Origin of the sequence: Metallosphaera sedula DSM 5348, assembly GCF_000016605.1 — an archaeon.
Taxonomy (GTDB): Archaea; Thermoproteota; Thermoprotei_A; order Sulfolobales; family Sulfolobaceae; genus Metallosphaera; species Metallosphaera sedula.
In genome coordinates this window covers 170,186-184,907 of record NC_009440.1, presented here as the reverse complement: position 1 = coordinate 184,907, position 14,722 = coordinate 170,186, and the positions used below count along the sequence as shown (strand labels likewise).

General features: G+C 46.8%; 16 protein-coding genes. 1 reads left to right on the top strand and 15 read right to left on the bottom strand.

Features of this window, described 5'->3' with window-relative positions; all coding sequences use genetic code 11:
• Positions 1–111 precede the first annotated feature (111 nt).
• Genes MSED_RS01155 through MSED_RS11915 form a run of 15 tightly spaced genes read right to left on the bottom strand, consistent with a single transcriptional unit; the run spans position 112 to position 14,226 of the window.
• A complete protein-coding gene (locus MSED_RS01155; protein WP_011921367.1) occupies positions 112–1,209 on the bottom strand; it encodes an NAD(P)/FAD-dependent oxidoreductase in 1,098 nt (365 codons plus the stop codon).
• A gap of 5 nt (positions 1,210–1,214) precedes the next feature.
• Positions 1,215–2,594, bottom strand: coding sequence for a hypothetical protein (locus tag MSED_RS01150; protein WP_011921366.1), 1,380 nt, complete (start codon positions 2,592–2,594; stop codon positions 1,215–1,217).
• On the bottom strand, positions 2,578–4,179 hold the full coding sequence (locus MSED_RS01145; protein WP_011921365.1) for an alkaline phosphatase family protein: 1,602 nt from the start codon (positions 4,177–4,179) through the stop codon (positions 2,578–2,580). The genes MSED_RS01150 and MSED_RS01145 overlap by 17 nt, the downstream gene beginning before the upstream one ends.
• Complete coding sequence (locus tag MSED_RS12125) at positions 4,180–4,443, bottom strand: hypothetical protein (RefSeq protein ID WP_011921364.1); 264 nt, start codon at positions 4,441–4,443, stop codon at positions 4,180–4,182.
• On the bottom strand, positions 4,436–5,110 hold the full coding sequence (locus MSED_RS01135) for a uroporphyrinogen-III synthase (protein ID WP_011921363.1): 675 nt from the start codon (positions 5,108–5,110) through the stop codon (positions 4,436–4,438). Before MSED_RS01135 ends, MSED_RS12125 begins: the two co-directional genes overlap by 8 nt.
• A complete protein-coding gene (hemC, locus tag MSED_RS01130; RefSeq protein WP_011921362.1) occupies positions 5,091–5,963 on the bottom strand; it encodes a hydroxymethylbilane synthase in 873 nt (290 codons plus the stop codon). The genes MSED_RS01135 and hemC overlap by 20 nt, the downstream gene beginning before the upstream one ends.
• Entirely contained in the window at positions 5,960–7,213 is a 1,254-nt protein-coding gene (hemL, locus tag MSED_RS01125) for a glutamate-1-semialdehyde 2,1-aminomutase (protein ID WP_011921361.1), read from the bottom strand. Before hemL ends, hemC begins: the two co-directional genes overlap by 4 nt.
• The gene (hemB, locus tag MSED_RS01120; protein WP_011921360.1) at positions 7,210–8,220 is read right to left on the bottom strand and encodes a porphobilinogen synthase; all 1,011 of its coding nucleotides are present in this window, start codon (positions 8,218–8,220) and stop codon (positions 7,210–7,212) included. Before hemB ends, hemL begins: the two co-directional genes overlap by 4 nt.
• The gene (locus MSED_RS01115; RefSeq protein ID WP_011921359.1) at positions 8,132–9,406 is read right to left on the bottom strand and encodes a glutamyl-tRNA reductase; all 1,275 of its coding nucleotides are present in this window, start codon (positions 9,404–9,406) and stop codon (positions 8,132–8,134) included. Before MSED_RS01115 ends, hemB begins: the two co-directional genes overlap by 89 nt.
• The gene (locus MSED_RS01110; protein WP_225938903.1) at positions 9,390–10,052 is read right to left on the bottom strand and encodes a precorrin-2 dehydrogenase/sirohydrochlorin ferrochelatase family protein; all 663 of its coding nucleotides are present in this window, start codon (positions 10,050–10,052) and stop codon (positions 9,390–9,392) included. The genes MSED_RS01115 and MSED_RS01110 overlap by 17 nt, the downstream gene beginning before the upstream one ends.
• 45 nt (positions 10,053–10,097) lie before the next feature.
• Positions 10,098–11,147, bottom strand: a complete 1,050-nt coding sequence (gene fen, locus MSED_RS01105; RefSeq protein WP_080512748.1) for a flap endonuclease-1 — start codon at positions 11,145–11,147, stop codon at positions 10,098–10,100.
• Positions 11,144–11,374, bottom strand: coding sequence for a hypothetical protein (locus tag MSED_RS01100; RefSeq protein WP_011921356.1), 231 nt, complete (start codon positions 11,372–11,374; stop codon positions 11,144–11,146). Before MSED_RS01100 ends, fen begins: the two co-directional genes overlap by 4 nt.
• A gap of 6 nt (positions 11,375–11,380) precedes the next feature.
• Positions 11,381–13,687 (bottom strand): CDC48 family AAA ATPase, encoded by a 2,307-nt coding sequence (locus MSED_RS01095; RefSeq protein WP_011921355.1) that lies wholly within the window; start codon positions 13,685–13,687, stop codon positions 11,381–11,383.
• Between the two features lie 56 nt (positions 13,688–13,743).
• Positions 13,744–14,019 (bottom strand): elongation factor 1-beta, encoded by a 276-nt coding sequence (locus MSED_RS01090; protein ID WP_011921354.1) that lies wholly within the window; start codon positions 14,017–14,019, stop codon positions 13,744–13,746.
• Between the two features lie 9 nt (positions 14,020–14,028).
• On the bottom strand, positions 14,029–14,226 hold the full coding sequence (locus tag MSED_RS11915) for a zinc finger domain-containing protein (RefSeq protein WP_011921353.1): 198 nt from the start codon (positions 14,224–14,226) through the stop codon (positions 14,029–14,031).
• Between the two features lie 142 nt (positions 14,227–14,368).
• On the opposite strand from MSED_RS11915, the gene pth2 reads away from it, so the two are divergent.
• Positions 14,369–14,722 (top strand): peptidyl-tRNA hydrolase Pth2, encoded by a 354-nt coding sequence (gene pth2 / locus MSED_RS01085; protein WP_011921352.1) that lies wholly within the window; start codon positions 14,369–14,371, stop codon positions 14,720–14,722.

Below are 14,722 nucleotides of genomic sequence, written 5' to 3'. Positions count from 1 at the left end.
TTAATAAAAACGCGCGCTGGAAGGCTAAGAATAGGTCCCCCCCCCCACGATACCAGGCTACAGGAGTTTGGCCTGACAGAAATGAAAAGAGTTCTGACGTTAGATCCCAGCTCAAATGACCATTCTTTCATCTACTAACCTATTCTTCTCAAATCTCTCCGGACTAAAAATGTCAATAAACCTGCTCTTCACATTATCCAGAATTAGGTCCGCCATTACCTTGCCAGAGTAAGGGGAGAACATCATGCCGTGACCGCTGTAGCCAGCATCGACAAAGAGGCCTTCGGGCCAAGACTCGGAATAACCCATTACGTGGGAGTGATCTGGTGTCATTTCATAATAGCCTGCCCATCCTCTCAACACCCTTATCCCCTCGGCCCCTTTAATTAGCCTCCTTACATCCCTTAAGAACAGTATTGTTCTCTCTAGGGATACGTTAAAGTCAAGGAAACCTCTTTCCCTAACATCCTCAACTCCACCAATTATTTCTCCCTTTAGTGTATGGGAGAAGTACACCTTGGGAGTTATCACAAGGGGCTTTACCCTATACCTCAGGTCCTCTGTGATGAAGATCTCCTTCTTCTCTGGCTCTACAGGAAGTGAGATTCCGTTCTCCTTCATGAACTTTCCACTCCAAGCCCCCAAGGTTACAACAACTACGTCGCTGTTGATGACCTTTCCATTGACCTTAACTCCTTTCACTTTCCCTCCCGACACAACTAGCTCCTTGGCCTCTCCCGTGATTAGGGTAATCTCCTCCTTCACTTCCTCATACATCCCGAAGGTAAGGTAATCGTGATGAAATGCCCCGTCCTGTGGAGCAAGGTAGCACTGACTCTCACTCTTCAGGTAGTCTATCTCCGAACAATCGAGGAACTTTCCACCCACTCCCATGGACTTCCACAATCCGTCCATTTTTTTGATGACGTCCAATGTTTTCTCGTCCTCAAGGACCCAAAGATAACCGGTTTTAACGCAGACCGGGTTAAGTGGTAATTCCTTGCACATCTTTAGGAGGTAGGGGATGGCCTCCTTTGCAAACTCCACATTTTCCCTCGTGTAGAAGTGGTACCTAAACCTTCCAGCGTTCCTTCCACTGGATCCGTAGTTTATTCTAGACATTTCAATGACGGTGGAAGAAACGCCTTTCTTTGCTAAATGATAAGCTAGACTTATCCCGTGTCCTCCAGCCCCTAAAATTACCACCATGGCTATCACATCGGGTAAAGCGGTGATCTGAAGGTTATCAGCCTCTGACTTGACAGGATACTACCAGTAACGTATGTGCAAACCTTGCCCTGACACTCGCCAAGACCAATCCCACCAACCCTTTTGATTAACTCCACATTGTCGTAACCCATTTTCATGACCTGTTCCACATCACTCCAGAGCACATCTTCGCAGAAACAAGCGTAACCTCCTGGAGAATAGTAATATGGACTCTTCACAGATACGAAATTCCTTGTGTAGTACTCGTGAAGGGGAGTTTCTTTCAGATGACTGGCTAGGGTAGAGAGGGCCTCAGCGCTAAAAGGAGCCTCAGCACTTAACATCGACGTTTCTTCGTCCATGATGCCTCTGGCCCCTCCAACTACAAAGTGCCCACAACTCCTCATGTAACCGTCCATCTCATGTTCCGGAACGTATAGTCCCATGTTTGGGTAAAACCTGTATTCACACCCTGCATTAGCTATGGGTTCCAGTCTGGGCTGTTTAACTGGAGCGAAAACCACAGCGTCAACCAGAAGATTACTACTATTCCACTCCACGAAAAGTTTGCCATCCCTTGGTTTCACCTTAAGAGAGTCGACCTCCTCTATCTCCACCCCCCTAGTTTCGGCCAACTCCAAGTACCTTCTTGAGAAGAGCCTTACCCCACGCGGAGTCAGAATTTTACCTCCTGAAATTAGACTAGTTTTAATTGCATCATCCGAAGATCCAAGAACCACTATCCTTCTATAGGCAGATCTCCTCTTGAGATAAAGTCTCCTGGAAATCACGTTGGGATAGTCATTACCCTCGAAGATAGGAGGCAAATATCTTCCACCAACGGCGAAGATCACCCTGGAGGGGGAAACTAGAACGAGTTTCTTACCCGTTCTGACCACAAAGCCCTCAGTAAACTTTCCTAGGAAGTCGCCCTGAATTATCCTACCCTCGTTCTGCTTGATAATGTCCTTGACCTTCCCCAAAAGCTCTCCCTGATTCAAGGGATCGTCAAAGAGGTCTGTGTAAAGATCATTCGTGACAAGCATGGCCTTACTCTTGGATAGAGCTGTTAAACCTGAAAGTCCTGATCCTACTATTAGCGTATCCACGCTAACCCTCTCAACCCTGTAATCCTCCACGGTGGAGTATCCTTCTGGAACATTCATCCGTTCTGCTACCTTTTCCAGGAGCCAGGGAAAGGTTCTCAGAAGTTTGACTCGATGTAGATACATCCCGCTTAAGGGAAAGCTAAGCCCATGAAGTCTTGTAGGAGGCTCACAGTTCTCCACAATTTTCCCGTTCACGTTTACCTCTGTATAGGGCAACCCTCTCTCGCAATCAAACGGTGCCCTGACCCTGTTGTGTCTCTTACTCCTGACCTCCATTACTCAGGGCCTCCACTAGGACCCTTCCCTCCATCTTAGGACCTTGAACGTCCATAATCTTCAGGATTGTGGGAGCTATGTCGACGATCTTGGCCTTTATCTTCTTACCCCTGGCTATTTTGGGTCCTATTCCTAGGATCACTCCATAAAGGTCCTCCTTCCTGTAAAACCCGTGATCTCCCGTGGAAGTGGAATAGGGTTTCACGGTATCTATCTCGTTCTCATGATCAACGTTGGAACTGAGCGAATAATAGTCCCTAATGCTAAGCTCAATGTCACCCTGTCTGTCTGAGGCAGGAGTGTCCCTCATGTAAATACCCGTGAAAATGGATTCACCATCATCGTCCTTAAGATCCTCTAGGTTTTTCACGATATACCTTACCAGCTTCTGATACTCCTTCGGATAGACCACGCCGGCTTCCTCCCTATCTTTAAGGTTTATCCTGATTAAGCCTCCCCCGCCATAGTAGGCCTTAGTTTTCCCCCAGTTTATTTTACCGTCGTCCATTTTCAACACGTTTAACCTCTCCAATATTTTATTGACATAGACTCTCTTCTTTATTTTTGTTATTCCGTGGTCGGAACAAAGGAATATATTTTCTGCTAAACTCCTATGCAACATTAGAAACTTATCAGCCATTTTGTAAGCCTGAAAAATGTGCTCTAGTGCCTTCCCATCATCCACGCCATACAAAAGGTGCTGAAGATTATCCACTATCGGAAGATAGGTGACTCCAAAATCCCAATCGCTTCTCCTAAGGAGGTAGAGCGAGTATTCCACGAAAAAGTTAAAGGAGAGTTCAGCTGTCTTTAAATACTCATCGAACGTGATTAGGCCCTTGTTTAATCCCTTATAATCACCGTCCAGCAACATTCCAACTTTCTTGACTACATTCTCCCAAACCTCAAGGAGAAGGTCCCTGTTGTTTCCCCACTTAAAGTTCAGAAAGGCTGGCGGAGTTACATATACTCCACGGGGAGTTGCATGAAGAAAGATAGAAGCCTTCAACTCTTCCTCTCCGCACTTTCCGTTTACTTCCAGAGGTCCAATCCATGACCCCATCTCCACTTTGAATTCTTGTCCTTCCACTCCCACAAGGTAAATCTGGTCCTCTACCTTTACGCTCCACTTCTTTCCAATAAACTCGTTTTCGCCCTCCTTGAGGAGGGTTCCCTCGGAGCATCTCTTAACCTTGGCCTTGTATGGATCGAACAGAATCACATTATCTAGTTTCCATTTATCTGGTAAGGCCTGAGGAGCAGAGGTTATCACAACCTTGTAACCTTTCCTTCCCAGCGTAGCCCAGATAGGGTCTACCATGAGTGAGCTACTGGAAAAGGCAGATATGCTAGACTGAATCTTTCTTCCCTTCACGAATATTCTGGGGGCTACAACACCGTGAACCTTTGGTGATACCCCAGTGAAAAGAGAGGCTAAAGCCACAGGGGTTATGGACGGGAAAGTGCTCTCAAGGGGACCATACACCCCTTCCTCCGCCATCTCCTGAATAGTGGGAAGTTGATCTATGAATCTCTCCATTAAATGATAGGCCAGCCCGTCCACAACAACCAATAAAACTTTCAATCAATCACCTTTATCGTAAACTTTACGTTCAATATCATCTCTAACCTTATGAGGGACTATCATGTTAACGTGTTCTCTCTTAATATTTCCCTTGTTATCAAAGCTCACCGCAAATTCGTAAATCCCCTTGGCATTCTTGAACTGGCCGAACACGTCATATCTGTCCTTGAAGTTCTGTATAAACTTGATATCCACAGTGTCCTCAATGATGGTGGGATCTATTTTCCTGAGCACCTTAAGTAATAGGTCTCGAACGTCATCCATCTCTTTCACCTCCTTTCAAACTCTTCAAAACCTTAACGGTCCCATCTATTGTGGACTCGTCGCTTTCAGTGAAACTCAAGTCCGGTCTAAGTGTTTTCAGTGAAGCAGATGTCATTGGTCCTATGGTAACTACTTTATGACAATCCCTTATGAAATTAGCTACACTTTTAGCTATTAATGAACTCGTCAGCACCACAACATCCACGGAACACGTAGCGAGAAGTTCCTTAACTTGGTTTAGCTTCTCTTCATCTAAGATTAGATCGTAGTCGTATACTTCATGATATAGGATAGAGACTAGTATCCTCCTCATATCATCTGATGCCTTGAGGCTCCTGAAGGCAGAAACCTCGCGAACGCCACTCCTGAGGATCAGGAGAGCTAGATCCTTGCTAGTATACCTTTCTGGATAGATCGATTCGAACCCATGCTTCCTTAACTCCTCAGCCGTCCCCGGACCTATGGAAAATATACTTTTTCCCCGTATACTATCAAAGTCCTTGAAGCATCTTACCGCGTTTACGCTAGTAAACGCAACTCCGTCACTCTTCAGATACGAGTTGTCATACTCGAGGCACTTTACGGAGAAAATAGAGACGTTGAGGATACTAAACCCTGGAAGCTCTGGTAACGAACTCCCCTCAGGTCTAAGGTATAAGACCCTCATCTTTCATCGCCTTTACCAGGGCTTTACCTAGTTGATTACCGGCAATCTGAGGTGACTCACGCGTCGAGAGCTTAACGGTGACTCTCTTTACTCCATTGCTGTAACTCGCTATACCATGTAACACGTCATCCTCCAGCCTAAACAGAACTCCCAAAGGTGAGTGACACCCACCCCCAACTACTTTTACCGTCTCCTTCTCTGCTAGAGCCTCCTTCATGGTCCCCGTATCGTTAAGCTCTTGAAATAGACCCAGGAACTTGGGACTTCCCACAACAGCTATTATACCCTGGTTGGGTTCAGGAGTGAAGCTTTCTACGTCGAGTGGGAATCTCTTAACCTCGACTCCAAGCCTCCTTAACCCAGCCTCAGCCAAAATTATTCCATCATATTCATGGTCCCTATACTTTCTAAGTCTGGTGTCCACATTACCTCTTATATTCTCGACTACCAGATCGGGTCTCACGACCTTAAGGAAATTAGCCCTCCTTAGACTCCCTGTGCCTATTCGTGATTTCTCTGGCAATTCCTCAAGGTTTAACTCAGAGACTAGAACGTCTACCGGGTTCTCCCTCTTGGGAGTTGCCAACAATTCTAGACCTGGGGGTAACTCGGATGACATATCCTTCATGCTGTGTACAGCTATATCCGCCCTTCCCTGAAGAACCGCCTCATTGACTTCCTTCTCAAAAACGCCCTTGCCTATCTCATGGAGGGGTTTATTTCCAAATAGGTCTGCCTTGGTCTTGATTTCGATGAACTCCGTTTCATATCCCTTGGCCTGTAAATAAGTGGTCACTATCTCCACTTGCTTAAGGCTTAGCTTACTTCCCCTCGCGGCGATCCTTATCTTCACGTTAGATCCTCCAGTACCTTCTTGAAGACCCTAGCACTTTCATTCACCACGTCGTCATCATGAGCTCCTGAGGTAAAGAGGGCCTCAAACTGACTTGGAGGGATGAATACCCCCTCCTTCAGTAAACTCTCGTGAACTTTAACGTAAAGATCCCTCTTTGCCTTACGAGCATCATTAGCGTTTCTGACATCCTTCACCCCAAGGAAGAACTGGAAAAAGTTGTAGACCCTGTTCACGACGTGGTCCATCTTTATGGCCCGATCTATCTCCTCAGCCAAGACCCTTGCAGCCCTCTCGCTCACCGTGTACACCTCCTTTTTCTCAAGTTCTTGTATTGTGGCTATCCCGGCTGTCATGGAAATTGGGTTTGCATTAAAGGTTCCAGCGTTGAACACTCTTCCAGAGGGGGTGAGCTGGTCCATTATCTCTTTCCTACCGCAAACTGCACCTATGGGGAAACCTCCGCCTATTATCTTACCCAAGGTTGTCAGGTCGGGCGTCACCCCAAAATAGGATTGCGCGCCACCTAATCCTAACCTGAAGCCCGTAATCACTTCGTCGAAAATTAGCACTGACCCGTATTCTCTGGTGAGCTTCCTCAAACCTGGTAAGAAATCCTTCTCAGGTGGAATAACTCCCATGTTTCCCATCACAGGCTCCACTATTACCCCAGCTATCTCCTCCCTCTTCAATACCGTCTCCACGCAGGTCAAGTCATTGTAGGGGCAAACCAACACGGTGGATGAGACCTCCGTGGGTATTCCCTGAGAGAAGGGAACTCCGAACTCCGAAGCTGCGCTTCCCGCGTCGATGAGAACGTAATCGTGGGCCCCGTGATAATTACCGTCGAACTTGAGTATCTTACTCCTACCAGTGAATCCCCTGCTTAACCTGAGTGCGGTCATGGTAGCTTCTGTGCCACTATTCACGAATCTGACCTTCTGGGCAGATGGTACATGCTTGGTAATCATGGAGGCAAGCTCAACCTCCGCCCTGCTGGGGGTTCCGTATAACCATCCCCTCTCTAACTGGTCCTTCACTGCCTCGATTACCTTGGGGTGGGCGTGACCAAGAATCAGGGGACCATATCCCAAAACGAAATCAATGAGTCTCCTTGAATCCTCTGTAACTAGGTATGCGCCCTTAGCAGATCTAGTATAGAAGGGAAATGGCTTTACCGCAGCCCTTACTGGGCTATTTACTCCACCTGCAAAGACAGCTTGAGCCTTATTCCACAAATCACTGCTCAAAACGGACTCGCCTCCAAAATCCACTCTGCCAGTTTTGGAGCGTAATAGGTCAGGATCATATCAGCCCCCGCACGCCTAATGGCGTGAGTGATCTCGAGGACGGCCACCTTCTCGTTCAACCAACCGTTTATGGCCGCGGCCTTGATCATGGAATACTCTCCGCTAACATGATATGCTGCTAGGGGATATTCGGGATAGGTCTCCTTTACCAGCCTTATCACGTCTAGGTAAGTGTGGGCCGGTTTCACCATAAGTATATCAGCCCCCTCCTCTAAGTCCAATCTGGCCTCCTTTATCGCCTCGTTGGCGTTTCGTGGGTCCATCTGGTAGCTTTTCCTGTCCCCAAATGCAGGGGCTGAGCTGGCTGCCTCTCTAAACGGGGAATAGAAGACTGAGGCGTACTTCACGCTATAAGACATGATAAGGGTATCAGTAAAGCCATTTCTGTCAAGCTCTTCCCTAATGGCGCCAACAACTCCATCCATCATGCTAGAGGGTGCAATCACGTCGGCACCTGCCTCGGCTTGAGACAGGGCTATCTTCGCGTGGACCTTCAAGCTCTCATCGTTGTCAATGTAATATTGTTTCCCCCTGTAATTCACTATCCCACAGTGTCCATGACTAGTGTACTCGTCAGTGCATTCGTCTGCGAAGAGAAGTATCTTGTCTCCAAATGTTTCCTTCAATAGCTTTAACGACCTCTGAATTACTCCATCCTTCTGATATGCGGAGCTCGCTATGTTATCCTTGAAGGATGGAATCCCGAACAGGATAACCTTCCTTATTCCCTTGGAATAATTCCCCTCTACGAACTTAATTAGGGGATCACCCACAGGGTACCTATAAACGTCAGGCATTGAGGAAATTTCCTCGGGCTTAGATATACCCTCCTTAACAAAGATGGGTAAGATTAGGTTATCATGAGTCAGTTTCGTCTCCGCTACTGCGTCCCTTATATTCTTGTTCTGTCTTAATCTCCTTGGTCTTATCTTGGGATATCCCACCATGGGTTAATAGTGATGTGGCTAAGTTAATGTAATTTATCTCATTGTTTTCCACTGCTCGTCTCAGGTTCTGGAACATAGGAGAGAAGATTTTCTTGATCATAGACCTGGTCATTGCCTCCAACACCTCCCTGGTTTCCTCGCCATCGTCACCAAGGACTTTGAGCGCCCTCTCCACCTCTTCCTTCCTTGTCTCCTCAACCCGTGACATGAAAGAGGAAACAAAGTTGTCATAAACTAAGTTCAGACAGTCCTTCCTGAACTCCTCTAATCCCTCCCTGATTATGGACTCGGCCCTCTCTATCTCCCTCTGCCTCTCCTCAAGCGTGGCCTTAGACAACTCCTCCAGGTCCTTGAGGGTATAGACGTTTGAACCCTCAAATACTGGCGGAGATCCCAGATCTATGACCACCGTTCCCTCGGGAGCCTTAACCTTCTCAGGGTAGAATATGGCCGAGAAAATTATATCATAGTTATGCAACCTGCTAAAGTCCAGGGGGAAGTAACTATACCCATATTTGATTGCGAGGTTCCTCCCGCGCTCAAAGGTTCTGTTAAAGATGGTCACGTCTGTTGCTCCCTCGTTGTGAAGAATGAGTGCTAGCTTTCCCCCAATCTCCCCTGCACCCAGTATGGCTATTTTCTTGCCTAGGATATCACCGAAACGACTTTTGGCGAACTCTACAGCTAACGAGTAAACTCCAACCTTCCCACGGGAAATTCCCGTCTCCAGTCTAACCCTTCTCCCTACCTTTAGGGACCTCTCGAGTAGTGCCCTTATGTAACGGGAACCAATGCCTAGCTTTATGGAATCCCTCATGGCGTCCTTTATCTGCTTCAATATCTCGTATTCGCCCACCGAGAGCGAGTCGATACCCGAGGCAACCTCAAACAGATGTTTAATTGCCTCCTCTCCTCTAAGGATTGTGGCATCAGTGGATATTACCTTGTTGTGAACCTCGTTGAGGTAGTGAAGTATCTCATTTACGCTTGACTCGTTCCTCGAGAAAAGGTAAATCTCTATCCTGTTGCACGTCTGCAGAACTGCCATTTCGCCGTCATAGTACTTTGAGAGTTCCTTTATTTCGTTCCATCCTAGATAATGGGAAGCTAGTTTATCCACTCCTACGGTTTTATGGGTGTAAACTATTGCAGAATAGGAATCTATGATGTCATTGACTGGATTCATTGATGATCTCCTCCGCCCTTTTCATTGCACTGTTCACGTTTCCATTATTAATGAAACTTTCGAATTCTCTATCAACAAATATTTTTTGATATAGGACATACCTAATGCTTGGATCAGCGACCTTCCTCTTAAGCATTGCCTTGACGTCAGCCATAACCTTCAGCTCCAGTAGTATCTTGGGGTCTTCCCTCAAGGCCTCCAAGGCCCTATCCAGTATTACCTTAGACATAATACTGGATTTTCCCATAGTAGTCACGGCTATCCCTATGTCCTCATCTTCGTAAAAGATGGGAACAATGAACGAGGACTCGGAGGGATTGGTTGGGTTGTTACAAAGCTTTCTCTCCTCCCTGCAGAGATCACATATCCTAGAGTTTACCTCAGGGTTATTGGTCGCAGTTATTACGATATCGTAGTTCCGTATAAACTCTCGATTAACCTCCCTGGCATCAAGGGAAATCTTCTTAATATCATCCCTTTTAGACAACTCCTCTGAAAAGGCCAGGGAGAGAACTGTAACCTCAGCGCCATACTCACTGAATTTAAGAGCTCGCTTACTCCCAACCTTGCCTCCGCCAATCACTAGGATTCGCATCCCTCTCAGGTTAAGAAATACAGGAAAGTAGCGAGTACTCGTAAATGACACAAATCAAATACGTATCTTAAAATTTAAATTCACATTATGAACTTGTTAAAACCACTGATCCAACCCTGTTTGTCTTTTTATATCCTTAATCTCCTTCATAGCCTTCTGAAGCCTCTCTATCGTTCCCCTAACCCTTTCCTCGTTAAAATCGTTCTCGTTCACCAGAAACTGAATTATCTTGCTGGGATCGGGATCGCTCAGCTCAAGTGGTGTGGACGGAAGAGTTACTTGAGGTTTAAGGAACAACTCCCTTATCTTTTCGTAGTCAAAGTAAATAGGCTCAGGTAACTCCCTTTTATCTATATTTTCAATTTTTTTGTAGGTCTTGATCAGTTTATAGGCTTTCTTGGGGCCTATGCCCCTTACTCCATCGGGGTTGTAGTCCGTTCCCACCAGAATCGCAATGTCAATCAGTTGCTCCCTTGTTATCTCTAGCTTCTTGAGGAGGGAAGCTGTCTCGATGAGTTCAGGTTTTACCTCCACGTACACGTCCTTGTTGGGCAGTTTCCTCTTCCCGCTTATGGTGAGGTTTCTGATCAACTTCTCTGCGCCGAAGAGCAGAGAATCATAGTCTTGACTGGCGGAGGCATACGTAATTCCCTTCGCATTAAGGTAGGCAGCCTCAGCTTCACCCTCAGATGGGGCCTGAACTGTGGGGACTCCCATGTATTCCAGGAGTTCCTTGCTTTCCTTCGCCATATCGGTGGTCAGTCTGGAAGTCATCTGCGAGTACTTCCTCATTTCCTCCACCTTTCCCGATTCCTTGGCCTTCTCTAGCTTCTTCTCTGCCTCCTCCTTCATTTTTCTCCTGTTCTCCAGTTCCTGGGCCTTCAACTCAGGAGGCTTCCCATCGAAAACGTAAATTGGAATGATCCCTTCCTCAAGAAGGTTCACGGTTCTATAAAAGACTCCATTTAGATGACTAGTTACCTTGCCTTGTCTATTCATAAGAGGAGTTCCATCATACTGCCTGATCGCTGCGAGAAACTGGTAAATTGCGTTATAGGCATCTATTCCGACCTTCTTTCCCCTGACCTCAGCTAAGTTAAGATCCCTCTTTATCTCCGAGACCAGATCGGAAAGATCTACGCCTATTCCTTTTCACCTAGATAGGTAACCATTCTTGTGTTCTCCCTAATTAACGATACGCTAATGACTCCCCTTATTTCAAGGGCCATTAGCGCCTTAAGAAAATCACTAAATGAAAATTCGTAATTTACGTCCTTCTTGACTTCCTTGTAGAGGTCCTCGTCCCTTATGGTGCCGTTAATCTTGCGCAACTTCTCAAGGACAATATAGATCAGAGGTGTGTCTCTCCACATGAATTGTCACGTAAACGTACTGGGCTTCACAGTCTGTCTTGGTAGTTGCTGTCTTGCCTTATCAATCCATGTCTGATAGAATTGTATCATCTCCTGGCTGAGCGATGGCTTAACCTTAGTTAAGGCTTCGTTGAAATGCCTGTTCTCCACCTTAATTGTTGCGCCCTTCATGCAATCTCTCATTTTCGCGTCGCGACAATCCTTATCATTAGGTGGACAAGCTGCACTGACCCTATTTACGCATTCCCTCATCCCTTCTCTGATGGCCCTCATTGCAGCCTCCCTAACCAAGGCTGCCAGATCGGCGCCTGTATATCCCTCTGTCCTCTCAGCTAGTTCCTCTAGGTTAACTTCGTCCGAGAGAGCAACCTTCTTGGTGTGAACCTTTAGTATGTCATATCTAGCGTTCTTGTCAGGTGGGGGTACGTACATAAGTTTCTCGAACCTTCCAGGCCTCAGTAGGGCTGGATCTAGTATATCTGGCCTATTGGTAGCTGCCACAATAACAACGTTGTCTAGGTTCTCTATGCCATCCATCTCAGCTAGAAGTTGGTTAACTAGTCTCTCAGTTACACCAGAGTCAGAGGAGATTCCCCTCATGGGAGCTATGGCATCTATTTCGTCGAAGAATATCACCGATGGTGCATACATTCTCGCCTTTCTAAATATCTCCCTGATTGCCCTCTCACTCTCCCCTACCCACTTAGAGAGAACTTCAGGACCTCTCACAGCAATAAAGTTCGCTCCGCTCTCGGTTGCTACAGCCTTTGCCAGCATGGTCTTACCTGTGCCTGGAGGTCCAAACAGGAGTATTCCCTTTGGTGGTTCCACTCCTGCGGTTTCATAGTAGTCTGGGAACTTCAGCGGATACTCTGCTACCTCTCTAAGCTCTTCCTTAATCTCGTTGAGACCGCCTATGTCATCCCACTTTACCTCTGGAACCTCAATGTAGATCTCTCTCATGCCGCTGGGCACAATTTCCTTGAATGCATTCATGAAGTCCTCCATCTTGACTTCCATTCTCTCTAGGATCTCTGGCGGGATCTTGTCCTGACTGATATCTATCATGGGCAAATATCTTCTCAGGGCGTTCATTGCAGCCTCCCTGACTAGGGCAGAAAGGTCGGCCCCAGTATAGCCATGACTTATATCAGCCAATTTCTCCAGTTCCACGTCCTTTGAAAGTGGCATGTTCCTAGTGTGGATCTGAAGTATTTCCAGTCTGCCCTGCTTATCTGGTAGGGGTATCTCTATTTCACGGTCAAATCTCCCAGGCCTTCTCAGTGCAGGATCTACTGCATTTGGCCTGTTGGTAGCTGCAATGACTATTACATTTCCCCTACTCTCTAGACCATCCATGAGTGTCAGCAACTGCGCGACAACACGTCTCTCTACCTCTCCTATAACCTCATCCCTCTTGGGAGCTATGGCGTCTACTTCATCAATGAATATTATGGCTGGGGCATGTTTCTTAGCATCTTCGAAGATCTCCCTGAGCCTCTGCTCGCTCTCGCCGTAGAACTTGCTCATTATCTCTGGCCCGTTTATTGAGGTGAAATAGGATTCAGTTTCATTGGCAACAGCCTTGGCCAGCAGGGTCTTACCCACACCTGGAGGACCGTATAACATGATCCCCTTTGGTGGCTCGATTCCCAACCTCTTGAAGAGTTCTGGATGTCTCAACGGTAACTCCACAAGTTCTCTGATCTTCTGTATAACGTTTTTCATTCCTCCTATATCCTCGTACGTGACCCTGGGATACCTGGTCTGCTCTATGGGCTTGTCAGAGATGGAAATACTGGTCTCGTCGACAACCATCACAATCGACGCCGGTCTGACCTGTATTACCGTGAAGGGAATAGCCTGACCCAGCACTGGGATAAGAACAGTGTCACCTTCAACCAGTGGGAACTCCTTAAGCTTCTTCTTGACGTATGCCACGAAACCTGGATCTACGGTAATCGAAAAGTTGGAAGGGGCAAGTTTGATGGATGCAGCTTGCTTCACAGAGGCCTTCCTTACTATCACCTTGTCTCCAATGGAGACACCTGCGTTCTTCCTAGTTATGCCATCCATTCTGATTATATCTCTCTCGCTAGTGGCGTCATCTGGGGACAGTGGCCACGCTATTGCTGCCGTCTTTCTAGTACCCTCAATCTCCACTACATCACCTGGACTAACATCGATTTGTGCAAGCATCTCAACGTCTATTCTTACCTTTCCTCTACCAACATCCTTTTGCCTTGCTTCCATCACCTTCAGAGACAACTCTCGTCTTGGCGACCTTTGCTCTGGGCTAGAACCAGCACTCAAATCTAATCAAGTTAAATATGCACTACAGGATAAAAGAGATTAACTTATACTCTGTTTTAAAACCCGAGCCTTGTTATCCCCACTACCTCTGCGTGGCTTACTCCTTCTATACTAGATGCCAATTCCTCCAGGGTATCAGTGCCGCCCTCTGTTTTCTCAGGCATTGAAACGTATACCACGAGAGCCTTCAACCCAAAGGCTATGGGCTCTGTCTCCTTTCTAACTAGCTTATAACCCTCAGGAAGTTTCGAGACAAGTTCGTTGGCAACCTTTTCCAGATCTGTTTCATCTCCTTCCGGGAAAACCTTCAATACAACCATAACATCTGTCATAAAATCACCCTAAGGACCAACGAATCCACACTTGGGACAAGTGTAGGATACGCCCTGCAGTCTACAGTACATGTCCCTGTATATGGTCACTTCGCCGCAGTTGGGGCAGTTGAAAATTGCACCCTTCTCCTTGGGATGCATGATCTTCCCGCAACTGGAGCATACAGGCGGTTCCACTTCTTCCCTTAAGCTTAGCCTCATTGTCATAATGAATCCTCTCTAATACCAACACTTAGGGTTTATTAAATCTAATATAGCCTCTTCAGATCCTGACACGAAAGAGGGGAGTCAGAGATGTCAGGCTTAACTAGTTGTTATGTTAATCCTGTGGTATCTAGAGAGGAACCACATGAAAATGGTAGTCATGGTGAGAACAGATATCAACATGGGTAAAGGTAAGATAGCTGCACAAGTCGCTCACGCCGCGGTCAGCCTGGTCCTGGATTGTATGAGTAGATCAAGCTGGAGGGACTGGCTAGATAGCTGGCTTCACGAGGGACAGCCAAAGGTTGTCGTCAAGGTGAGCTCCCTAGAGGATCTTCTTTCTAGGGTGGATAAGGCCAGATCGCAGGGACTGCCCACGACCGTCATATCTGACGCGGGGAGGACCCAGGTCGAACCGGGAACCGTGACATGTGCGGGGATAGGACCAGGACCAGACGATCTAATTGATAAAATAACCGGTGACCTGAAACTACTGTGA